20 protein-coding genes are annotated in these 20,594 nt (G+C 73.7%); 11 read left to right on the forward strand and 9 right to left on the reverse strand.

The annotated features are described in order from the left end of the window. Window positions 1–9: 9 nt before the first annotated feature. The gene (locus PD653B2_RS12360) at window positions 10–465 is read right to left on the reverse strand and encodes a DUF4396 domain-containing protein (RefSeq protein WP_085872686.1); all 456 of its coding nucleotides are present in this window, start codon (window positions 463–465) and stop codon (window positions 10–12) included. A 48-nt stretch (window positions 466–513) separates the two neighbouring features. On the opposite strand from PD653B2_RS12360, the gene PD653B2_RS12365 reads away from it, so the two are divergent. Then, the gene (locus PD653B2_RS12365; RefSeq protein WP_085872687.1) at window positions 514–1,452 is read left to right on the forward strand and encodes a M28 family metallopeptidase; all 939 of its coding nucleotides are present in this window, start codon (window positions 514–516) and stop codon (window positions 1,450–1,452) included. Here the strand turns inward: PD653B2_RS12365 and PD653B2_RS12370 are convergent. After that, window positions 1,427–2,794, reverse strand: coding sequence for a CapA family protein (locus PD653B2_RS12370; protein WP_085872688.1), 1,368 nt, complete (start codon window positions 2,792–2,794; stop codon window positions 1,427–1,429). The genes PD653B2_RS12365 and PD653B2_RS12370 overlap by 26 nt on opposite strands. Before the next feature lie 62 nt (window positions 2,795–2,856). Between PD653B2_RS12370 and PD653B2_RS12375 the strand changes: the two genes are divergently transcribed. Genes PD653B2_RS12375 through PD653B2_RS12385 form a run of 3 tightly spaced genes read left to right on the forward strand, consistent with a single transcriptional unit; the run spans window position 2,857 to window position 6,545 of the window. Then, entirely contained in the window at window positions 2,857–3,393 is a 537-nt protein-coding gene (locus PD653B2_RS12375) for a PadR family transcriptional regulator (RefSeq protein WP_085872689.1), read from the forward strand. 14 nt (window positions 3,394–3,407) lie between these two features. Beyond that, window positions 3,408–5,414, forward strand: a complete 2,007-nt coding sequence (locus tag PD653B2_RS12380; protein ID WP_085872690.1) for an NADPH-dependent 2,4-dienoyl-CoA reductase — start codon at window positions 3,408–3,410, stop codon at window positions 5,412–5,414. Window positions 5,415–5,426: 12 nt separating this feature from the next. Then, on the forward strand, window positions 5,427–6,545 hold the full coding sequence (locus PD653B2_RS12385) for a MalY/PatB family protein (protein WP_133058882.1): 1,119 nt from the start codon (window positions 5,427–5,429) through the stop codon (window positions 6,543–6,545). On the opposite strand, the gene PD653B2_RS12390 is transcribed toward PD653B2_RS12385, so the two are convergent. Genes PD653B2_RS12390 through PD653B2_RS12400 form a run of 3 tightly spaced genes read right to left on the reverse strand, consistent with a single transcriptional unit; the run spans window position 6,542 to window position 9,905 of the window. After that, a complete protein-coding gene (locus PD653B2_RS12390; RefSeq protein WP_085872692.1) occupies window positions 6,542–7,459 on the reverse strand; it encodes a hypothetical protein in 918 nt (305 codons plus the stop codon). The two genes, PD653B2_RS12385 and PD653B2_RS12390, sit on opposite strands and share 4 nt — an antisense overlap. A 2-nt stretch (window positions 7,460–7,461) precedes the next feature. Next, window positions 7,462–8,517, reverse strand: coding sequence for a sulfotransferase family protein (locus PD653B2_RS12395; protein ID WP_085872693.1), 1,056 nt, complete (start codon window positions 8,515–8,517; stop codon window positions 7,462–7,464). A gap of 26 nt (window positions 8,518–8,543) precedes the next feature. Then, the gene (locus PD653B2_RS12400) at window positions 8,544–9,905 is read right to left on the reverse strand and encodes a GH1 family beta-glucosidase (RefSeq protein WP_085872694.1); all 1,362 of its coding nucleotides are present in this window, start codon (window positions 9,903–9,905) and stop codon (window positions 8,544–8,546) included. Between the two features lie 15 nt (window positions 9,906–9,920). Between PD653B2_RS12400 and PD653B2_RS12405 the strand changes: the two genes are divergently transcribed. Both PD653B2_RS12405 and PD653B2_RS12410 read left to right on the forward strand, forming a co-directional pair. Next, window positions 9,921–10,583 carry a pirin family protein gene (locus PD653B2_RS12405; protein WP_085872707.1) on the forward strand — a complete coding sequence of 221 codons (663 nt, stop codon included), beginning with the start codon at window positions 9,921–9,923 and terminating at the stop codon, window positions 10,581–10,583. Next, window positions 10,580–11,131 (forward strand): hypothetical protein, encoded by a 552-nt coding sequence (locus PD653B2_RS12410; RefSeq protein WP_085872695.1) that lies wholly within the window; start codon window positions 10,580–10,582, stop codon window positions 11,129–11,131. Before PD653B2_RS12405 ends, PD653B2_RS12410 begins: the two co-directional genes overlap by 4 nt. A 74-nt stretch (window positions 11,132–11,205) precedes the next feature. On the opposite strand, the gene PD653B2_RS12415 is transcribed toward PD653B2_RS12410, so the two are convergent. Both PD653B2_RS12415 and PD653B2_RS12420 read right to left on the reverse strand, forming a co-directional pair. Next, window positions 11,206–12,114, reverse strand: coding sequence for a diacylglycerol/lipid kinase family protein (locus PD653B2_RS12415; protein ID WP_085872696.1), 909 nt, complete (start codon window positions 12,112–12,114; stop codon window positions 11,206–11,208). Further along, window positions 12,111–13,703: an FAD-binding oxidoreductase gene (locus PD653B2_RS12420; RefSeq protein ID WP_242665261.1), complete on the reverse strand. Its 1,593-nt coding sequence runs from the start codon at window positions 13,701–13,703 to the stop codon at window positions 12,111–12,113. Before PD653B2_RS12420 ends, PD653B2_RS12415 begins: the two co-directional genes overlap by 4 nt. Before the next feature lie 17 nt (window positions 13,704–13,720). Here PD653B2_RS12420 and PD653B2_RS12425 point away from each other — a divergent pair, with 17 nt between their 5' ends. From PD653B2_RS12425 to PD653B2_RS12445, 5 genes are all read left to right on the forward strand, one after another. Further along, window positions 13,721–14,335: a TetR/AcrR family transcriptional regulator gene (locus PD653B2_RS12425; RefSeq protein WP_085872697.1), complete on the forward strand. Its 615-nt coding sequence runs from the start codon at window positions 13,721–13,723 to the stop codon at window positions 14,333–14,335. Then, window positions 14,332–15,891 (forward strand): glycerol-3-phosphate dehydrogenase/oxidase, encoded by a 1,560-nt coding sequence (locus PD653B2_RS12430; protein WP_085872698.1) that lies wholly within the window; start codon window positions 14,332–14,334, stop codon window positions 15,889–15,891. Before PD653B2_RS12425 ends, PD653B2_RS12430 begins: the two co-directional genes overlap by 4 nt. Before the next feature lie 60 nt (window positions 15,892–15,951). Beyond that, window positions 15,952–16,953: a sigma-70 family RNA polymerase sigma factor gene (locus tag PD653B2_RS12435; protein ID WP_278247407.1), complete on the forward strand. Its 1,002-nt coding sequence runs from the start codon at window positions 15,952–15,954 to the stop codon at window positions 16,951–16,953. After that, on the forward strand, window positions 16,950–17,516 hold the full coding sequence (locus PD653B2_RS12440; protein WP_085872699.1) for a TIGR03086 family metal-binding protein: 567 nt from the start codon (window positions 16,950–16,952) through the stop codon (window positions 17,514–17,516). Before PD653B2_RS12435 ends, PD653B2_RS12440 begins: the two co-directional genes overlap by 4 nt. A gap of 68 nt (window positions 17,517–17,584) precedes the next feature. Then, complete coding sequence (locus PD653B2_RS12445; protein WP_085872700.1) at window positions 17,585–18,625, forward strand: helix-turn-helix transcriptional regulator; 1,041 nt, start codon at window positions 17,585–17,587, stop codon at window positions 18,623–18,625. Here PD653B2_RS12445 and PD653B2_RS12450 read toward each other — a convergent pair. Together PD653B2_RS12450 and PD653B2_RS24945 are read right to left on the reverse strand one after the other, a co-directional pair. Next, on the reverse strand, window positions 18,622–19,884 hold the full coding sequence (locus PD653B2_RS12450) for an MFS transporter (protein ID WP_085872701.1): 1,263 nt from the start codon (window positions 19,882–19,884) through the stop codon (window positions 18,622–18,624). The two genes, PD653B2_RS12445 and PD653B2_RS12450, sit on opposite strands and share 4 nt — an antisense overlap. A 145-nt stretch (window positions 19,885–20,029) precedes the next feature. Continuing rightward, the coding region (locus PD653B2_RS24945; protein ID WP_165763456.1) for an HNH endonuclease signature motif containing protein at window positions 20,030–20,594 on the reverse strand (565 nt) is incomplete at its 5' end.

Here is a 20,594-nt window from a genome sequence, read left to right on the forward strand (position 1 = left end):
GGACCGCCGTCAGGGGTGGTGCTGACCTTCGTGCATTTGGTGGACGACGGCGTGACCCAGGCCACGTCGGATCATCCAGCGGTTGACCGGCACCGTGAGCACGAACGCGACCGCGAGACTCGCCGCGAGCGACGCCCAGAACAGCCACTCCCCCAACGTCGCGTCGAGCGCCCCGGGCACGGCGAGGACGAAGCCGTTGTCCACGACCTCCATGACCAGGATCGACACCGTGTCGGCCGCGAGGGCGACCCGGATCGCGCCGCGGACATCCATCCCGCCGCGGCGCTGGCCGGAGAAGGTGAGCAGGTAGCCGAAGAAGAAGGCCAGCCCGACCGACAGCGCGATGCTGCCGGTGTTGTGCCAGCCCCACCAGGTCGCCAGCACCATCCCGAGCACCTCGCCGACGGCGCAGCCGGTCAGGCAGTGGCGGGTCGCCGTGATCGCGGTCCTCCAGGAAGCATCCATGCCGCGACCATATACCCCAGGGGGGTACCAGTCACGTACCGTCGTCGCATGCGCGGAGCCGTGGTCGCCACGCTCGCCCTCGTCGCCCTCGCGACGACGGCGTGCACGGACGAGCCGTCGGCCGACCCGGTGCGGCCCACGCCGACCACCCCACCGGCTCCCGTCGCTCCGACCGGGCCGGCGCCCACCCCGAAGCCCCGGCACTTCGACGCGGACCGGGCGATGGCCACCGTCCGGGCCCTGGCGGGTGGCATCGGTCCGCGGCTCGCGACCGACCCGGCGTACGACGCGGCCGCGGCGAGCCTGTGGCCGCGCCTGGTGGCCGCGGGCTACGACGTACGCCGGCAGTCGTTCCCGGTGCCGGCCGGCGACTCCTGGGGCGTGCCGGCCGAGGCCGGCCGTTCGTTCAACGTGGTCGCGACGCCGCCACGGTTCGACCCGGGCTCCCCCTTCGTCGTCGTCGGCGCCCACCTCGACACCGTCGCGGTCGCGCCCGGCGCCGAGGACAACGCGTCCGGCGTCGCCGTCGTCATGGAGCTGGCGCGGGTGCTGAGCGGCGACGACCAGGTGGTGCTGGCGCTCTTCGGCGGCGAGGAGCCGCGCGGGCCGGGCGACCTGCACCACTTCGGCTCGAAGCGCTTCGTCGCCCTGATGAGCGCGGAGGAGAGGAGGCACCTGACGGCGATGGTCTCCCTCGACCGGGTCGGCGTCGGGAGCGCGGTGCCGGTCGCCTCGGTCGACGGCGGGGCGACCGACCTGCGCGACGAGATCGCCGCGGTCGCGGACCGGGAGGGCATCGCGACGGTCGTGGAGACCAACACCGGCAGCGACCACGAGTCCTTCGCGGACGCCGGACTGCCCGCGGCCCGCATCGGTGGCACGTCGTACGCCGGCTACCACTCGGCCGCGGACGTGCCGTCGGTCGTGCAGCCCGACCAGCTCGGCCGGGTCGGTCGTCTGCTCATCGCGTGGCTGCGAGGTCGCTGAACTCCCAGAAGCGCTCGAACGTCCCGGCGGCGTCGGCGCGGGACACGACCCGCGGCGCGAAGTCCAGCCCGATCCGGTACGGCACGAAGTCCGCGGCCATCAGCCGGTCACCCCAGAAGGTGGCCTCGAGGACCAGGCCCTCGTTGGTCTCGGGGGTGTCCATGTCGAAGACGAAGTTGCCGAGGGAGTTCACCACCAGGGCGTCGCCGACCTGCTCGGCGCCCTGCACCCAGTGCGGGTGCCCGCCGACCACCAGGTCGGCGCCCGCCTTCACGAGCGCCCGCGAGACGACGGCCTGGATCGGGTCCGGCCGGTTGGTGTACTGCGTGCCCCAGTGCGGCAGCACGGTCACGACGTCGGCCACGCGCGCCAGGCGTCGTACGTCGGACAGCACCCGGTCGAGCTCGGCCCGGTCGAGCGGACCGGTCCGTGGCGGCATGCTCACCGACAGCGCGCCCGGCTGCCCCGGCGCCGCCTCGGGGGTCTCGCCGATCGCGTTGAAGCCGAGGAACCCGAAGCGGACTCCGTGGCGGCTCACGACGACCGGCTCCCTCGCCGCGGCCAGGTCGCGGCCGGCGCCGAACGTCGGGAGCCCCGCGGTCCGCAGGAGGTCGACGGTCTGCACGAGTGCCCGGTCGCCGTAGTCACCCGTGTGGTTGTTGGCGAGCGAGAGGGCGTCGAACCCGGCGCCGCGAAGCCCGGCCCGCACCCCGGGATCGGCATGGAAGGAGTCGCCGACCGGGTCCTGCCGCGGCGACCCGTCGTCGGACAGGGTGCTCTCGAGGTTGCCGACCGTGATGTCTGCCGAGGCCAGCCGGGCGGACATCGGGCCGAGCGCGGCGTGCCCGGTGACCTGACGGCCGAGCATCACGTCGCCGACGACGGTCATCGTGGTGACCGGCGCGTGCGGCGGGCCGGCGACCTGCACCGGGTAGTCGTCCGGGTCGCGCAGCGGGTCGACCCCGTCGACCTCGATGACGCGGACCGCGGGGCCGACCGCGTCGGCGGCCACGATCGCGACCGTGTCCATCGGCAGGTGGTCGAGACGGTCGGTGCGGTCGGTGGTCCGCAGGGGCGCCGACGGCTGGCCGAGCTGGTCCCAGTTGTCGACGATCCCCTGCTGCAGCCACTCCGCGACCGGCTTCGGCATCGACATCGGTGGGCGGCGAGCGTTCACGGCGAAGACCAGCGGGCGGGTGGTCGGCTCCGCCGGCAGCGTCTCGGTCACCCACGGCGGCGGGGAGGTCGGCAACGGCAGCGGGTCGGGCTTCGGCTGCGACTCCGGGTGCGACGTGCAGGCGCCCAGCAGCGGGAGCACCAGCACGGCTGCGAACCACCTCATGCCAGTCGAGTGTGACGCACCCCCTCTTGCAACTAGTTGCATAGGTCGGTCACGATGGCGCCATGGCCCTCGAGCACGCCCTCCTCGTCGCGCTCAGCGAGCAGTCCCTGTCCGGGCTCGACCTCGCGAAGCGCTTCGACCGCTCGATCGGCTTCTTCTGGAACGCGACCCACCAGCAGATCTACCGGGTGCTCGCCCGGATGGACGCCGACGGCTGGGTCGACGTCACGACCGTGACCCAGCAGGGCCGGCCGGACAAGAAGGTGTACGCCGTGACGCCGGTCGGCGCCGAGGTGCTCCGCGCCTGGCTGGCCGCGCCCACCGAGGTCGAGCCGCTGCGCAGCGAGCTCGCGGTCAAGCTGCGCGGGGCGTCGTTCGGCGACCGCGACGCGGTGCTCGACGTCGTCCGCGCCAACCTGGCCGACCACCGGCTGCGGCTCGAGCACTACCGGCACCTGATGGCCCGCGACTACCCCGACCCGACCGCGCTCGACGGCCTCGAGCTCGACCAGCACCTCGTGCTCCGCGGCGGCATCCTCATGGAGGAAGCCTGGATCGCGTGGCTCGACGAGTACCTGACATCTCGACAGGCTCGATGACCGAAGGAATGCGGATGACCTACGACCAGCTGCTCTCCCCGATCACCCTCGGCACGCTGACGCTGCGCAACCGCGTGGTGATGGGCTCGATGCACACCGGCCTCGAGGACAGCGCCCGTGACCTGACCGCGCTGGCGGCGTACGTCGCCGAGCGCGCCCGCGGTGAGGTCGGCCTGATCGTGACCGGCGGCTACGCCCCCAACCGGCGCGGCTGGCTCAAGCCGTTCGCCGCCGAGCTGTCGACCCGGCTCCAGGCGATGCGGCACCGCGAGGTCACCGGCGCGGTCCACGACGAGGGCGGCGCGATCGCGCTGCAGGTGCTGCACGCCGGGCGCTACGGCTACCACCCGTTCAGCGCCTCGGCGTCGAGCAGGAAGTCGCCGATCACCCCGTTCCGGCCCCGCGCGCTCTCGACCAAGGCGGTCGACCGCACGGCCACCGACTTCGCGCAGTCCGTCGCGCTGGCGCGCAAGGCGGGGTACGACGCCGTCGAGATCATGGGCAGCGAGGGCTACCTGATCAACCAGTTCCTCGCCGCGCGCACCAACGACCGCACCGACGCGTGGGGCGGGTCGGCGGAGAAGCGGATGCGCTTCCCGCTCGAGGTCGTGCGGCGCTCCCGCGAGCTGGTCGGCGGCGACTTCCCCATCGTCTACCGGATCTCGCTGCTCGACCTGGTCGAGGGCGGCCAGACGTGGGACGAGGTGGTCGAGCTCGCGCACGGCCTCGAGGATGCCGGCGTCACCGTGCTCAACACCGGCATCGGCTGGCACGAGGCGCGGGTGCCGACGATCATCACCCAGGTGCCGCGCGGCGCCTGGCGGTCGGCGACCGCGCGGCTCAAGGCCGCGGTGTCCGTCCCGGTCTGCGCCTCCAACCGGATCAACACCCCCGAGCTGGCCGAGGAGATCCTCGCGGCCGGGGAGGCCGACCTGGTCTCGATGGCGCGACCCCTGCTCGCCGACCCGGACTTCGTCGCCAAGGCGCGCGCCGGGCGGGCCGACGAGATCAACACCTGCATCGCCTGCAACCAGGCCTGCCTCGACCACGTGTTCCAGAACCGGAAGGCGTCCTGCCTGGTGAACCCGCGGGCCTGCCGCGAGACCACGCTGGTCCTGGCGCCGACGCGCACCCGGCGCACGGTCGCGGTCGTCGGCGCCGGGCCGGCGGGGCTGGCGGCGGCGGTGTCCGCGGCCGAGCGCGGGCTCGCCGTCACCCTCTTCGAGCGCTCGACCGAGGTCGGCGGCCAGTTCCGGCTGGCGATGCGGGTGCCGGGCAAGGAGGAGTTCGCCGAGACGCTGCGCTACTTCACCCGTCGGACGGAGGTGCTCGGCGTCGACGTCCGGCTCGGGTCCGCGCCCACGGCCGGTGACCTCGCGCCGTACGACGAGGTGGTGGTGGCGACCGGTGTCGCACCGCGGACGCCGGTGCTCGACGGCGTCGACCACCCGAGCGTCGTGTCGTACGCCGACGTGCTCAGCGGCGCGGTCGTGCCCGGCCGCCGGGTCGCGGTCGTCGGCGCGGGTGGCATCGGCGTCGACGTCAGCCACTTCCTCAGCGCTGACCCGGCCGACACGGACGCGGACTGGATGGCGTACTGGGGCGTCGGTGACCCGACCCTGCACCCCGGCGGGCTGATGGAGCGCAAGCCCCGGGCGACGGTCCGCGAGGTGACGCTGCTCCAGCGCAAGACCACGCCGATCGGCATCGGCCTCGGCAAGACCTCCGGCTGGGCGCACCGCGCGGTGCTCAGGCAGTCGGGCGTGGTGCAGCTGAGCGGTGTGACCTACGACCGGGTCGACGACGCCGGCCTGCACGTCACCGTCGACGGGGAGCCGCGGGTCCTGGAGGTCGACCACGTCGTGCTGTGCGCGGGCCAGGAGTCGGTGCGCGACCTGTACGACGAGCTGCTCGCCGTGCGACCCCACGGCACGCACCTGATCGGCGGCGCCGACGTCGCCGCCGAGCTCGACGCGAAGCGCGCGATCGAGCAGGGCACCCGGGTCGCCGCCGGGCTCTAGTTGAATGGGGTGGTGATCCGAGACCTCAGCGACGACCAGGCCCGCACCGCCCTTCCGCTCAAGTGGGAGTCCCCGGGTGTCGTGCCGGGCTGGGTCGCCGAGATGGACTACCTGCAGGCCGAGCCGATCACCGCGGCGCTGGTGGCCACGGTCCGGGCGGGCGGTCTCGGGTACCCGCCCCACGACGACGAGGTCGGCGCCGCGTTCGCCGGGTTCGCCGAGCGGCACTGGTCCTGGGCGGTGCCGGCCGAGGCGACGGTGCCGGCCGGCAGCGTGATGAGTGGGATCCGGCTGGCGCTCGAGGTGCTCTGTCCTCCGGGCCCGGTGGTGGTGCCGCTGCCCTGCTACCCGCCGTTCCGCGACGTCGTCGAGGTCACCGGGCGCGAGGTCGTGCCCGTCCACCTCGACCCCGATGCCGAGACCGCCACCCTCGACCTCGCCGCCGTCGAGCGCGCCTTCGCCGCCGGCGCCCGGACCCTGCTCCTCTGCAACCCGCACAACCCGCTCGGCCGGGTCGCCACCCGCGACGAGCTGGTCGCCCTCGCCGAGCTCGCCCGTTCGTACGACGCGCGCGTGGTCACCGACGAGGTGCACGCCCCGCTGGTGCTCCCCGGGGCGACCTTCACGCCGTACCTCTCGGTCGACCCGCGCGCCATCCTGGTCACCAGCGCTACCAAGGCCTTCAACATGCCCGCCGTGCACGGGGCGCAGGTGGTCGTCCTCGACCCCGCCGACCAGGCGCTCCTGCGCGCCGCCCCGATCCCGGCGCAGAACATCTGGTCGAGCCTGGGCGTCATCGCCGGGGCGGTGGCCTGGCGCGACTGCGACGACTGGCACGCCGCGCTCATCGAGCGACTGGACTCGCAGCGGGCCCTGGTGGGTGAGCTGCTCGCCGAGCACCTGCCGAAGGCCCGGATGCGGCCGCTCCAGGCGACCTACCTCGCCTGGCTCGACCTGCGTGCGTACGGCGTGGCCGACCCCGCCGCCCGGGGTCTCGAGCACGGCGTCCGGGTCGCGCCGGGACAGGACTACGAGCCCGGCCTCGACGGGCACGTGCGCCTCAACATCGCGACCAGCGCCGACCGGCTGCGACTGATGGTCGAGCGGCTCGCCGCGGCGCTCGCGAGCTAGAGCTCGCGCAGCCCCAGGCGCAGCACCAGCGGGCGCGGGGCGTGCGGCAGCCAGGTGTTCGTGACGTAGTCGATGACGTGCACGCCGGGCGGCGCCTCGATCCGCACCAGCCCCTCGACCTCGTGGCCGCGGCCCTCCATGAGCGCGCGGTAGACGAGCCACTCACGGCGCTTGCGCTGCGCGTGGGACTGCTCGAAGTCGGTCTCGGTCCAGTGCGAGAACTCGTCGGTGTCGAGCCACTTCACCTCCACGCAGAGGCCTTCGCAGAGGACGATCCGCTCGGACCGGTCGGGGATCTCGCGCACCTCCCACTCGAAGGCCTTCACGTAGGTGAACTCCGGGCCCATCGGGTAGATCCACGGCTCGAGGAAGCGGTAGCCGATGTCCATCCACGCGACCGACTCGCTCTCGACGGAGAGCGGGTGCCGCGGGACCAGGACCACCGCGTCGGAGTTCTCGAGCTGCCACGAGAGGTCGGCCAGGGTGGCGACGCCCTCACGGGTGAGCACCATGTCGCCGTCCCACTTCATCGAGTAGCTGGTGCGCACGTGCGAGAACGCCCAGTTGTAGAAGTGCGTGAGGCTGTGCACCGAGTCGGGCGGGGTCGCGAGGTGCTCGGCGCCGGCCCGGCTCACCGCGAACGGGTACGACGCGATCGTCAGCCGGTCCGCGGCGCCCACCGACTCGGCGACCTGCCGGGCCACCTCCGCCGTCCCGTCGTCCGAGCGGTTGTCGACCAGCACGACGTGCTGCACGGCCTCGAGCATCGGGGGCAGCACGAACGGCAGGTTGCGTGCCTCGTTGCGGACCCGGAAGACGCAGGTCAGGCCGGGCTCCAACGGCCCGATCCGCCAGGGCCAGGTGACGTCGTACCCCTCGTGGCCCTCGGCGTTGCGGATGTCCGGCTCCGCCATGGCTAACGCTCCTTGCCGAAGGCCTTGCGCAGGCGGCGCCGGGCACCCGCGGGCACCATCGCGCGCACGCCGTGCGGCACCCGGTCGACGGCGCGGCTCGGGGCCGGCCCGGGCTGGGTCCTGCCCTCGCGCCGGGCGGCGATCGCGGTGGACTGCGTCAGCGCCTCCGCCTCGGCGTACAGGCCGGCGTACGCGCCCCGCAGCTCGTCGAGCCGGGCGTGGACGTCGGCGGTGTCGCCACCCTCGTCCGCGAGCCGGTCGAGCTGCTGCCAGCTCTCCTGGGCGATCTCGCGCAGCCGCGGCGGCAGCTCGAGGTCGTCCCAGGTCAGCTGCACGCGGCGCAGGGTGGGGTCGACGAACTGGTGGACGCGACGGATGTCGTTGGCCGCGGCGATCTTGACGGCGCGGAGGTCGAACTGCTGTCCGATGGCGGAGAGCGGGACCGTCCAGTCCGTGAGGAGGTCCTGGTAGCGGACGAAGCGGCGCGCGGATCCGCGGGTGGACCGCTCCGTGTGCAGCATCATGTTGACCCACGCGGCGGTCCGGGCGACCTCCGTGGCGCCCCGGGCCGAGCCCGGCGCGGCGTAGTACTTCTCCTTGCTGCCGACCACCTCGGTCACCGGGCGCAACATCGTGACGTACGCCGGGGTCGCGTCGCAGCGCACCGCGACCGAGCGCCACAGGCCGAGGAACCACGCCATCCGCGGGTCCTTCACCACGAGCTCGGGGCCGCCCTCGACGAACTGCGCCTCGAGCCAGCCCTGGAGCCGGTTGCGCAGCGGCTCCGACGTCGAGAGCTTGCCGGTCTCGAACCATGCCTGCGGGCGGGCGTCCGACACCTGCACGTTGCAGCGGCTCAGCAGCTCCTGGTGGAGGTCGACCACCCACTGCGGCTCGCCGAAGCCCTTGGGGTTCGTCTCGTCGGCGGCCACCTCGGGCTGCGGGACGTGCAGGCCGAGCGTCTGCAGGGCGCCGGCCACCGTGCTGGTGCCGCTGCGCCCGGAGCCGACCACGAAGACGATCCGCCGCGGGCCCGAGGAGAGGTCGTCGGTCGCCATGGCGGACAGCCTAGAGGCGAGGCGGGTCAGCCGATCGACTTGGTCTGGGCGGCGATCAGGTCGGCGTACCACTGGAAGGAGCGCTTCGGCGTGCGCTCGAGGGTCTCGTAGTCGACGTGCACCAGCCCGAAGCGCTGGGTGAAGCCCTCGGCCCACTCGAAGTTGTCCATCAGCGACCACGTGTAGTAGCCGCGGACGTCGACGCCGCGCTGGACCGCGGTCGCGATCGCGCGCAGGTGGGAGTCGAGGTAGTCGATGCGCTGCTGGTCGTCGACGACGCCGTGCTCGTCCGGGCCCACGTTGTAGGCGCAGCCGGACTCGGTGATGTAGATCGGCGGCAGCGCGGCGCGGTAGCGGGCCCGCAGCGTGATCAGCCACTCGCGCAGCGCGTCGGGCACGACCGGCCAGCCGAAGTCGGTGGTGTCGTAGCCGACGAGCTCGCGGAACTCGAAGGGCATCTCCGCGTCCTCGCGGGCCGCGCCGATCTTGAGGGGGTTGTAGTAGTTGACGCCGTAGAAGTCGAGCGGCTGGCGGATCACCGCCATGTCGCCGGCCTCGGCGATGCCGTCGAGCAGCGGCTGCAGGTCGGCCGGGTAGCGCCCGAGCAGCATCGGCTCGGTGAACATGCCGTTCCACAACGCGTCGAACAGCTTGGTCGCACCCACGTCCGCCTCGTCGTCGCTGGCCGGCCACATCGGCGCGTGGTTGTTGGCGCAGCCGATGCTGGTGGCGCCGGCCCGGCGCAGCTCGATCGCGGCGCGGCCGTGCGCGAGCAGCAGGTGGTGGGCCACCGGCACGGCGTCGAACATCAGCTGGCGGCCCGGTGCGTGCATGCCGATCGAGTAGCCCATCATCATCACGACGTTGGGCTCGTTGATCGGGATCCAGTGCTCGACCCGGTCGGCGAACCGGTCGCCGAGGATCGCGGCGTACTCCGCGAACCGGTCGACGGTCGTGCGGTTGAGCCAGCCGCCGTCGTCCTCGAGGGCCTGCGGCAGGTCCCAGTGGTAGAGCGTCGCCATCGGCTGCACGTCGTTGGCGAGCAGCTCGTCGATCAGCCGGTCGTAGAAGCCGAGGCCGTCGGCGTTGGGCCGGCCCTTGCCGGTCGGCTGGATCCGCGGCCAGGAGATCGAGAAGCGGTAGCCGCCCACCCCGAGCTGCTTCATCAGCGCGACGTCCTCGGCGTAGCGGTGGTAGTGGTCGCACGCGACGGCACCGGTCGAACGGTCCTGGATGTGCCCCTCGACGTCGCTGAAGGTGTCCCAGATGCTCGGACCCTTGCCGCCCTCCGACGCCGCGCCCTCGATCTGGTACGACGCGGTGCTGGTGCCGAAGCGGAAGCCGGGAGGGAGCTGGGGAAGGGGCCGGTCGGGCCGTGGTGCGGGCACGGCACAATGATGCAGGTGACCGTGGAGATCCGCCGGGGAACGGACCGGTACCTCACCCGAGGTGACGGATATTTCACCCGCCACTCGTTGTCGTTCGGTGAGCACTACGCCCCCGACAACGTCCGCTTCGGCCCGATGGTGTGCCACGACGACCACCGGCTCGCGGCCGCCGCCGGCTTCGACGACCACCCGCACGCCGACCTGGACATCGTCACCTGGGTCGTGTCCGGGTCGCTGCACCACAGCGACTCGGCCGGGCACAGCGGCGTGGTCCGGCCCGGCGAGGTGCAGGTGCTGTCGGCCGGCTCCGGCGTGACCCACGCCGAGGTCGCCGGCCCCGAGGGACCGGCCCGTTTCGTGCAGGTCTGGCTGACGCCGCACGAGGCCGGCGCGACCCCGGCGTACTCGGTCACGCCCGTCGACCTGCGACCCGGCGACCTGACCGTCGCCGCCCGGGTGGGCGACGCGACGTTCCGGGTGGCGCGGCTGTCGGCCGGCGAGTCCGTGACCCTGCCCGACAGCCCGCTCCAGCACCTCTTCGTCGCGGGCGGCGCGCTGGTGCGGTCGTCGATGGCGGAGCCGTTGTCGGACGGCGACGCCTTCCGGATCACCGACCACCCGGGGCTGGAGGTCACCGCGGCGGTCCCGACCGAGCTGCTCGTCTGGTCGTTCGCATGAGCACGTCGCGGCGGGCGCTGCTGCTCCCCGGACGCGCCTACCCCACGACGATGCCGCTGCTCTTCTTCACCGGGCTCGCCCTGGCCGGGCACGGGTGGACCACCTGCCCGGTCTCGTGGACGCTGCCGCCCGACGTGCCCGACCCGAACCGCTGGGTCGCGGACCGGGCGGCGGCGGCCGTCGCGGCCGAACCGGCGACCGACCGGTGGCTGTACGCCGCCAAGTCGCTGGGCACCCGGGTCGTGCACGCCGCGGCCGACGGGCTCCGCGCCGACGCCTACGTGCTGCTCACCCCGTTGCTCGCCGAGCCGGAGGCGGTGGACGCGATCGGGGCGCTCGTCTCCGACGGGGTGCCCGTGCTGATCGTCGGCGGCACCGCCGACCAGTTCTGGTCGGCCGAGGGTGCCCGTGCGACCGGCGCCACGATGCTCGAGGTGCCCGACGCCGACCACGCGATGACGGTCCCCGGCGACGCCGTACGCACCGCCCAGGTCCACCTCGAGGTCACCCGCGCGGTCGACGCGTTCCTCGGCTCCCCGCCGCTGTAACGCGGTGTCAGGACCTCTATGAACCCGTTAGAACGGGGTCACCAGAGGGTCCAACCCCGCGTTACAGCGGGCGGTCAGGCGAGCACGGACAGCGCGCCGGGGAGGATCTCGACGACGGCGGGGGCGGCGTCGAGCGCAGGCAGGGAGCCGAGCGGCTCGCCGTCGCCACCGACCGGGATCGGGGCGCGGGCGCTGCCGCGCACCTCGACCCGCGTGCCGGACAGCACGGTGACCTCGGGCAGGTGCACGTGGCCGCCGTCGTACACCTTCGGCAGGGACCGCATCAGCGCCAGCCGGCCGGCCGCCTCGATGACGACCACGTCGAGCAGCCCGTCCTCGACCGAGGCGGCCGGGGCGATCTGCATGCCGCTGCCGTAGTACGCCGAGTTCGCGACCACGACCGTGGCCGCGGCGTACTCGGCCTCGACCCCGTCGACCGACACCCGGTAGCGGCCCGGCTGGTACGTCGCGAGGGCGCGGAGCGCGGCGTACGGGTACTGGAGCCGGCGGGGCAGCCAGGTCGCGCCGTCGACGATCTCGGCAGCGCGGGCGTCGACGCCGGCGTAGACCGACCCGGCCACCAGGCGACGTGTCGGACCGAAGCCGTCGACGGCGAGCAGGTCGACCGGTCGCCCGGCCGCGTCGAGCAGCAGCCGGGCCTGGCCGGCCGCGTCGTCGGGTACGCCGAGCATCCGCGCGAAGTCGTTGCCGCGGCCGGCCGGGACCACGCCCAGGGTCCCGCCGCGCTCGGAGACCAGCCCGGCGAGCGACGAGAGCATCCCGTCGCCGCCGACCGACACCACGACGTCGCCACGGCCGACGGCCGCCTCGACGAGCTCGACCATCGCGTGCGGACCGGGCGAGTACGTGACGTCGACGGTGGAGCCCGCCTCGCGGAGGATCCGCGCGACCGGGACCACGGCGCCGGGGGCCGCGCCACCGCCGGACGTCGGGTTGACCAGGAAGGTGAAGGAGCGGTTCACGGGATCAGCACCCCCGGGTTGAGGATGCCGGTCGGATCGAGGTCGGCCTTGACCGCGCGCAGCACCGAGACACCGAGCGGGCCGATCTCCTCGGCGAACCAGCGCTGGTGGTCGGTGCCGACCGCGTGGTGGTGGGTGATCGTGGCACCGGCGGCGATCATGGCGTCGCTCGCCGCGGCCTTGGCGCGGCCCCACTGGGCGAGCGGGTCGTCGGACTCCTTCGCCGCGACCGTGAAGTAGAGCGAGCAGCCGGTCTCGTAGACGTGGGAGATGTGGCAGAGCACGATCGACGGCTGCCCGAGCTCGCGCTCCAGGGCCGCCTTCACGTCGGCGTACAGCCGGTCCACGTTCGACCAGAAGGTCGCCGTCTCGAGCGTCTCGACCAGCACCCCGACGTCGAGCATCGAGTCGCGGAGGTACGGCGCGTCGAAGCGACCGTGCGCCCATTTGTCACCCGGCTCCGTGCCGACGCCGGTGCCGCCGAGCCCGGTCAGGACCGCGGTCACGGCGGCCTGCTTGGCGTCGACCGCGGCCCGCTCGCCCTCGTAGCCGGTGATCATCAGGCAGCCGGTCGCGCCCTCGCCCCCGACCGAGCTGGGGTCGGCCAGGTTGATCGACGTCTCGGCCTCGTCGGAGAGCCGGATGACGGTGGGCAGCAACCCGCCCTGGGCGAGGGTGCGCATCGCGGCGGCACCCTCGGCGAAGCTCGGCCAGCGCCAGCCCTCGTAGACCCTGACCTCGGCGACCTTGCGCACCCGGACCGTCACCGACGTGATGACGCCGAAGGTGCCCTCGGAGCCGAGGATCAGCTGACGCAGGTCGGGTCCCGCGGCGTTCGCCGGCGCGGTGCCGAGGTCCAGCCTGCCCCGCGGGGTCGCGACCGTCAGGCCGACGACGAGGGCGTCGAAGCGACCGAAGCCGGCGCTGGACTGACCGCTGGAACGGGTGGCGGCGAAGCCACCGATGGTGGCGTACTCGAACGACTGCGGGAAGTGGCCGAGGGTGACGCCCTCGGCGGCCAGCAGCGCCTCGGCCTCCGGGCCGCGCAGGCCGGGCTCGAGGGTGGCGGTCATCGACACGTGGTCGACCGAGACGAGCCGCTTCATCCGGACCAGGTCGAGGCTCAGCACGCCGGCGAAGCCCTCGCGGCGGGCGACCAGGCCGCCGGTGACCGACGTGCCGCCTCCGAAGGGGACGACCGCGAGGTGGTGCTCGACCGCGAAGGCCAGCACGGCGGCGACCTCGTCGTGGCTGCCCGGCCGGACCACGGCGTCGGGGGCGTCGGCGAGGTCGCCGGCGCGGGCACGCAGGAGGTCGGGCGTGGACTTGCCGCGGGTGCGCAGCCGCCGCGTCTCGTCGTCGGTGAGCACGTGCTCGGCGCCGAGGACGGCGACGAGCCCCTCGAGGAGGGCCGGCTCGATGGCCGGCGCGGCGAGCGGCGGGTCGACCAGCGCCGGCCGGTCGTCGGCGCCGAACACGAGGTCGACGATGTCGCGGGCCGACTCGGGGAGGGCGGTCGCCCGGTCGGGGCTGCCCCACCGGGAGGGGTGCATCTCGGTCTGCTGGACGGTGGGCAGGCTCGGGCTCATGCGTTACACTGTGACACATGACGTCACTTCGTCACAACAGTGAGCCGCAAGCCCAGCCCCGCGACACCTACCTCGACGCGGCCCGGGCGTGCATCCTCGACGTCGGCTGGCGTCGTACGACGCTCACCGAGGTCGCCCGCCGGGCCGGCGTCTCGCGGATGACGATCTATCGCACCTGGGCCGACATGCCCCAGCTGCTCGCCGACCTGATGACCCGCGAGTGGGCCGGCGTGGTGACCGAGACCCTGGCCGACGAGGACCCCGCCGCACCCAGCGTCGACCGGCTCGTCGGCGACATCGTCGGCACCGTGCAGCGCCTCCGTGACAACGAGCTCTTCGTGCGCATTGTCGAGCTCGACCCCGAGCTGCTGCTCCCCTACCTGCTCTCGCGCCGCGGCCGCTCGCAGGACGCGATCCTCGAGTTCACCGTCGCGGCGATCCGCGACGGTCAGGCCGAGGGCACCATCCGGGCGGGCAACCCCGTCGCCATGGGCCGCGGCCTCCTGCTCGCCGCCCACGGCTACGTCCTCTCGGCGCACACGATGGTCGGCGACGGCCACGGCGGCACGGCCACCGAGGAGGAGCTCGACGCCGAGCTCACCCACCTGCTCACGAGGAGCCTCACGCCATGACACCCCCGCCCAGCCCGATCACGCCCACCCTGATCACGCCCGGGCTGGCCGACGCGCCCACCGAGATCGACCTCGTCGTCATCGGGCTCGGCATCACCGGCACCGGGGTCGCCCTCGACGCGGTCACGCGCGGCCTCACCGTGCTCGCGGTCGACGCCCACGACCTCGCCTTCGGCACCTCGCGCTGGTCCTCCAAGCTGGTCCACGGCGGGCTGCGCTACCTCGCCAAGCTCCAGTTCGGGGTCGCCCACGAGAGCGCCGTCGAGCGCGGCATCCTCATGGAGCGCACCGCCCCACACCTCACCCACGCGCTGTCGATGCTGATCCCGCTCGGCTCGGTCACCACCCGGTCCCAGGCGGCCGTCACCGGCGCCGGGCTCATCGGCGGCGACGTGCTGCGCCGGGCCGCCCGGACCTCGTCCCGGACCCTGCCGGCGCCCCGCCGACTCACCGCGGTCGAGGCGCTCCAGCTCGCCCCGCTCCGCCAGGCCGGGCTCCGCGGCGCGCTGGTCACCTGGGACGGGCAGCTCGAGGACGACGCCCGCCTGGTGGCCAACGTGGCCCGTACCGCCGCGGCCCACGGCGCCCACGTCCGCACGCACGCCCGGGTCCTGTCGGCCACCGGCACCGGCGTGGAGCTGCGCGACGAGCTCACCGGCGAGACGCTCTCGGTCACGGCGCGCGCGGTGGTGAACGCCGCGGGTGTGTGGGCCGGCTCCCTGGTCCCCGAGGTGACGCTCCGGCCGAGCCGCGGCACCCACCTGGTCCTGCGCGGGTCGAGCATCCCCGGCCTGCGGACGTCGGTCTTCGCGCCGGTCCCCGGCACCACGGGGCGCTTCATCAACGTGCTCCCTCAGCCCGACGGCACCATCTACATCGGGCTCACCGACGAGCCCGTCGAGGGCGACATCCCCGACGTGCCCGAGCCCTCGGAGCCCGAGATCGGGTTCCTGCTCGACGTGGCCTCGGCGGCGTTCGCCCGCCCCCTGCACCGCAGCGACGTGGTCGGCGCGTACGCCGGGCTGCGTCCGTTGCTGTCCTCGGGCGACGCCGGCGGCGCCACCTCCGACCTGTCGCGTCGCCACGCCGTCCTCACCAGCGAGACCGGCGTCGTCACCATCGTCGGCGGCAAGCTCACGACCTACCGCCGGATGGCCCAGGACGCCGTCGACGCCGCACTGGCCCACGCCGGGCTCGAGGCCGGCCCCTGCCGCACCCACGACCTGCCCCTCCTGGGCGCGGCCCCGCGCGACCGGCTCGCCGTGCTCGAGGAGCCCGCCCGGCTGGTCCGGCGCTACGGCACCGACGCCGCCCTGGTGCTCGACAACGCACGCGCCGTGAGCGGCCTGTCCGACGAGGAGCTGCTCGCCCCGATCGCCGAGAACGTCCCGGCCACCCTGGCCGAGCTGATCTTCGGGGTGACCCACGAGGGCGCCGCCGACGTCGACGACCTGCTCGACCGCCGCACCCGGATCGGGCTGGTCCCCGCCGACCGCGCCCTCGCCGTACCGGCCGCGCAGCGCGCCCTCGAGATCGTCCGCGCCGTCAAGCGATGAGTTCCCGCGTCGACGCCGGTCGGTAGGAGGAGCAGACTGGACGAGGCGAGGAGCAGGACCGTGACGGCGACGAAGGCAGACCGGATGACCACCGAGACCGAGCTCGACGACTTCCCGACGCTGACCCAGCGCTACCAGCGCGAGCTGCTCGCTCACTGCTACCGGATGTCCGGGTCGGTCCACGAGGCCGAGGACCTCGTCCAGGAGACGTTCCTCCGGGCGTGGAAGGCCTCGGCCGCCTTCGAGGGCCGCTCGTCGGTGCGCACCTGGCTCTACCGGATCGCCACGAACGTGTGCCTGACCAACCTCGAGGGCCGCCCCCGTCGGCCGCTCCCGGCCGGGCTCGGCACGCCCGACGCGATGGCCGGCGACGCCCTCGAGATGGACCACGAGATCGCCTGGCTGGAGCCGGTGCCGGACGCGTCGGTCGTGGTCGAGGAGCGCGACTCGATCCGGCTCGCGTTCGTCGCCGCTCTCCAGCACCTGCCGGCCCGCCAGCGCGCGGTGCTGATCCTGCGAGACGTGCTCCGCTGGTCGGCGGCCGAGGTGGCCGAGGCCCTCGACACCACCTCGGCCGCCGTCAACTCGGCGCTCCAGCGCGCCCACGCGCAGCTCGCCGAGCGCGGCCTCACCGAGGACACCGTCGAGCCGAACCTCACCACCGGCCAGCAGCAGCTGCTCGAGCGGTACGTCGACGCCTTCTGGCGCAAGGACATCGACTCGATCGTCGGGCTCCTCACCGCCGAGGCGACCTGGGACATGCCGCCGTTCACGAGCTGGTTCCGCGGCGCGGAGAACATCGGGTGGCTGATCGGCAACGAGTGCCCCGGCGGCGTGCACGACATGCCGATGATCGCGACGCAGGCGAACGGCCAGCCGGCGTACGGCCTCTACATGCGCACGCCGGGCGGCGACTTCCTGCCCTTCCAGCTCCAGGTGCTCGAGCTGGACGGCGACAAGGTCCGCCACGTCACGGCGTTCTTCGACCACGCGCTCTTCGAGACCTTCGGCCTGCCGACCCACCTGCCCGCCGACTACACCCCCGGGCCGGACGCTCGGTGAGAGCAACGCTCGACGGGTCCGTCGAGCTGCTCGACCGGGCTCTCTCCTACACCCTGCTCCGGCTGGCCGGGGTCCGCGACGACCTGCTGGACCGCCCGACACCCTGCGCCGGGTGGTCGCTCGCCGACCTGCTGGCGCACCTGGACGACGCCCTCGACGCGTTCACCGAGGCCGCGGGCGGCCGGGTGGAGGTGCACGCCCCCGGTGCGGTCGGCCACGTCGCCGCCATCGAGGAGAAGGCCTGCGCCCTGCTCGGCGCGTGGAGCGGGCCGAGGCCCGGCGACGTCGTGATCAGCGACCGCGACGGGGGCCTCGACCTCGGCAGCCCGCTGCTGGTCGCGACCGCGGCGCTGGAGGTGACGGTGCACGGCTGGGACGTCGGGCAGAGCACCGGGGCCGCGACCGCGCTCCCCGACGAGCTCGCCCGCGCGCTGCTCCCGGTGGCCCGGGCGGTGGTCGGACCGGGCGACCGGGGCGTCCGGTTCGCGCCCGCGCGCGCGGTCGACGCCGACGCGTCGTACGGCGTCCGCCTGTTGGCGTTCCTCGGCAGATCCCCCGCCTGACTGGTCCATCGCCACCAGTAGTGGGCATTCGGGCCCGCGGCCGGGCCCTTCCTCCTAGGGTGATCCGCATGCTGACGCCTCAGGCGACCATCGCCGAGGCCTCGGCCCGGGACGACGTCCACGCCCTGCGCCCGCTGCTCGCTCGCGGCTTGGGTCGGGCCCGCGCGGGCCTGGTCTCGGAGTCGCTCGAGGACCTCGCCCGGGTCCGTCCCCACCTCGACCACCTCAGCGAGCTCGAGCAGGTGGCGCTGCTGACCGCCGAGGTCGACTGCCGACTCGCCCGCGGCGAGCTCGAGCTGGCGCTGTCCCTCGGCGACGAGCTCGGCCGGTTCCTCGAGGCGCCCGGCGTCGTCGGCGGCACCGCCCACTACGCCCGGGGCGAGATCGCGGCCGCCGGCGCGAACGCGGAGCTCGCGGCCGGCCACTTCGCCCGGACCGGCCGCCTGGTCGCCGGCATCGACGACGACCCGGACGTGCTGCCGTGGCGCACCGCTGCCGCGCTGGCTGCCGTCCGGCTCGGCCGTCGAGCCGAGGCAGCAGCGCTGGCCCGCGAGCACCTGGCGCTGGCCCGCAGCGCCGACGCGCCGTACGCCGTGGCCCTCGGGCTGCGCGCGCTGGCCACCGTCGACGCCCACGGCGACCCGATCAGCCTGCTCCGCGAGGCCGGGGCGACGCTGGCCGGCGTCGCGGCGGCCCGCCTGGTCGCCCAGCTCGACACCGACCTGGCCGGGCTCCTGCTGCTCTCGGGACGGTCCGACGTCACCGCCGAGGCGCTGGCGCTGCTGCGCCGTTCGGAGGAGTACGCCGGCCGTCAGGACCTGTGGCCGCTCCAGAGCCGGATCCGGCGCCTGCTCGACCGGCTGGGCGAGCCCGCGCGACCGGTCCACCGGGAGGCGCTCGCCGCGCTCACCGCCTCGGAGCGCCGGGTCGCCCGGCTGGCCGCCGACGGGATGACCAACCGCGAGATCGCCCAGCAGCTGGTGGTGACCGTGAAGGCCGTCGAGTGGCACCTCTCCCACGTCTACCGCAAGCTCGGCATCCGCTCCCGGGCCGGCCTCGCGGGCGCGCTCGGGCTCGGGCTCGGCGCACGCCCGGAGAGTCGGCCCTAGAGGGGGTGGGCGATCTCGTCGTGCGGCAGCTTCGCGGCGACGATCGCCACGGCCGCGGCGACGCCCGGGACGACACCCGCGATCAGGAAGGTCGTGCGCAGCCCGATCAGCTCCGAGACCGGGCCGGCGACCGCCATCGAGATCGGCATCAGGCTGATCGACACGAAGAAGTCGAGCGACGCCACCCGACCCAGGAGGTGGGGCGGCACCCGGCGCTGCAGCAGCGTCCCCCAGATCACCATCGGCGCCGAGAAGAGCCCGCCCAGCACCGACGCCGCTGCGACCAGCATCCAGATCTCGGTGGCCACGCCCATCACGACCATCGGCAGGCAGCCCACACCCCACATCAGGTTCATCCAGGTGAGGTAGCGGCGCGGCATCCGCAGCGAGGCCATCGTCAGCGACCCGACGGCACCCCCGATGCCGAACGCCGCCAGCACGAGCGCGTGGTCACGGGGCCCGCCCCCGAGCTTGTCCTTGACCAGGAACGGGACGAGCACCTCGAGCGGTCCCATGATCACGAAGACCATCAGCGACGCGAAGAGCAGCGTGGCCAACAGCCACGGCGTCCGGACCATGTAGACGAAGCCCTCGCGCATGTCGCGGAGAATGGAGTCGGCGGCCTCCTCTCGGCGTACGGCGGTGCGCGGCACCGTCGCGAGCGCGACCAGGCCGGCCAGCGAGCTGAGGGCGGCCACGGTGAGCGCCGCCGCCGGCGAGGCGATCCCGACGACGACACCGGCCACGCCCGGGCCGATCGCCTGGCCGATCGTCGGCCGGACCATCCCCTCGAACCCGTTGACCGCGAGCAGGTCTTCCTCGGGCACCAGCGCCGGGAGCCAGGCGGAGTAGGCCGGGTAGTAGAACGCCATCGCCGTCCCGATGACGAACCCGACCACGGCGAGGTGCCAGAGCTGGGTGAGGTCGGCGAACGACAGCAGCGCGATCAGCGCCATGCAGATGAGCTCGGTCGCCGCGACACAGACCAGGATCAGCTTCTGCGGCACCCGGTCGGCGACGACCCCGCCGAGCAGCGCCGGCAGCAGGACCCCGACGGCGCCCGCGGTGGACACCGCCGAGAGCTGCGCCGGACCGCCACCGAGCCGGATGACCTCCCACACGAGCCCGACCACCCAGACGCCGCCGGCGAAGGTGGCCAGCACGAGAGCGACGGCCAGCCGCCGGTAGGAGGGGTGGCGAAAGGGCGTGAGCGCGCGCGGCAACGAGCGCGTGGCCTTCCGGACCTCGACGTCGGTCATCTCTCCTCCTCCCGAGCAGTCTCCCAAGGAGGACCGCCGCTGCCCACCGGATTGATCGGGCGCTGGTCAGCACGGCCGGCCCGGCTTCCTTTCGGGTGCGGGCATGAGTGTGGCCCCGTCGGCCGTGGCCGGCGGGGTCGGTGGGTCAGGTATGTCGTGGGTGGGTGAGGTCGTTGACGTACACGTGCCCGTGGGGGCTGGTCCAGTGGAAGGTCCGGGCTGCGGTGCGTTGGTAGGTCCACCCGCCGTGGGTCTTGAGGCGGTGGTGGTGGCGGCACAGGGGGGCGAGGTTGCACGAGCAGGTCGGACCGCCCTGGTCGTGCTCGATGATGTGGTCGGCGTCGCAGGACCTGGATGGTCGGGTGCAGCCCACGAACACGCAGGTGGGGTGGGTGAGGTTCACCTGCTCGCTCAGCAGTGGGGTGGGGTCGTGGCCGTGGTTCCACCGGTGTTCGTTGAGGTCGATGACCTGACGGGTGTGCACGCTGGACGCCTGGCACCAGTCGCGGACCTGGTCGAGGGAGTGGAAGGACCTGGTGTTCTCCAGCGTGGCGAAGGGTCCGCCGTCCGAATGGACGTTGAGCACGACCTGGCGGCGCGGGGCGGCGGGGAACTCGAGGGTGCCTTGGTGGCGGGCGAGGTCGCCGGCGGCCAGGGAGCGGCGGACGTCGAGGGTGTCCTGGCAGCCGAGGTCGGCGAGTGCCTGCGCG

Origin of the sequence: Nocardioides sp. PD653-B2, assembly GCF_002117935.1 — a bacterium.
Lineage (GTDB): Bacteria > Actinomycetota > Actinomycetes > Propionibacteriales > Nocardioidaceae > Nocardioides.

Coding starts and splice junctions, on each gene's coding strand:
- PD653B2_RS12360 (WP_085872686.1), bottom strand. CDS start 465: ATGGATGCTTCCTGGAGGACCGCGATCACGGCGACCCGCCACTGCCTG.
- PD653B2_RS12365 (WP_085872687.1), top strand. CDS start 514: ATGCGCGGAGCCGTGGTCGCCACGCTCGCCCTCGTCGCCCTCGCGACG.
- PD653B2_RS12370 (WP_085872688.1), bottom strand. CDS start 2,794: ATGAGGTGGTTCGCAGCCGTGCTGGTGCTCCCGCTGCTGGGCGCCTGC.
- PD653B2_RS12375 (WP_085872689.1), top strand. CDS start 2,857: ATGGCCCTCGAGCACGCCCTCCTCGTCGCGCTCAGCGAGCAGTCCCTG.
- PD653B2_RS12380 (WP_085872690.1), top strand. CDS start 3,408: ATGACCTACGACCAGCTGCTCTCCCCGATCACCCTCGGCACGCTGACG.
- PD653B2_RS12390 (WP_085872692.1), bottom strand. CDS start 7,459: ATGGCGGAGCCGGACATCCGCAACGCCGAGGGCCACGAGGGGTACGAC.
- PD653B2_RS12395 (WP_085872693.1), bottom strand. CDS start 8,517: ATGGCGACCGACGACCTCTCCTCGGGCCCGCGGCGGATCGTCTTCGTG.
- PD653B2_RS12410 (WP_085872695.1), top strand. CDS start 10,580: ATGAGCACGTCGCGGCGGGCGCTGCTGCTCCCCGGACGCGCCTACCCC.
- PD653B2_RS12420 (WP_242665261.1), bottom strand. CDS start 13,703: ATGAGCCCGAGCCTGCCCACCGTCCAGCAGACCGAGATGCACCCCTCC.
- PD653B2_RS12425 (WP_085872697.1), top strand. CDS start 13,721: ATGACGTCACTTCGTCACAACAGTGAGCCGCAAGCCCAGCCCCGCGAC.
- PD653B2_RS12430 (WP_085872698.1), top strand. CDS start 14,332: ATGACACCCCCGCCCAGCCCGATCACGCCCACCCTGATCACGCCCGGG.
- PD653B2_RS12445 (WP_085872700.1), top strand. CDS start 17,585: ATGCTGACGCCTCAGGCGACCATCGCCGAGGCCTCGGCCCGGGACGAC.
- PD653B2_RS12450 (WP_085872701.1), bottom strand. CDS start 19,884: ATGACCGACGTCGAGGTCCGGAAGGCCACGCGCTCGTTGCCGCGCGCG.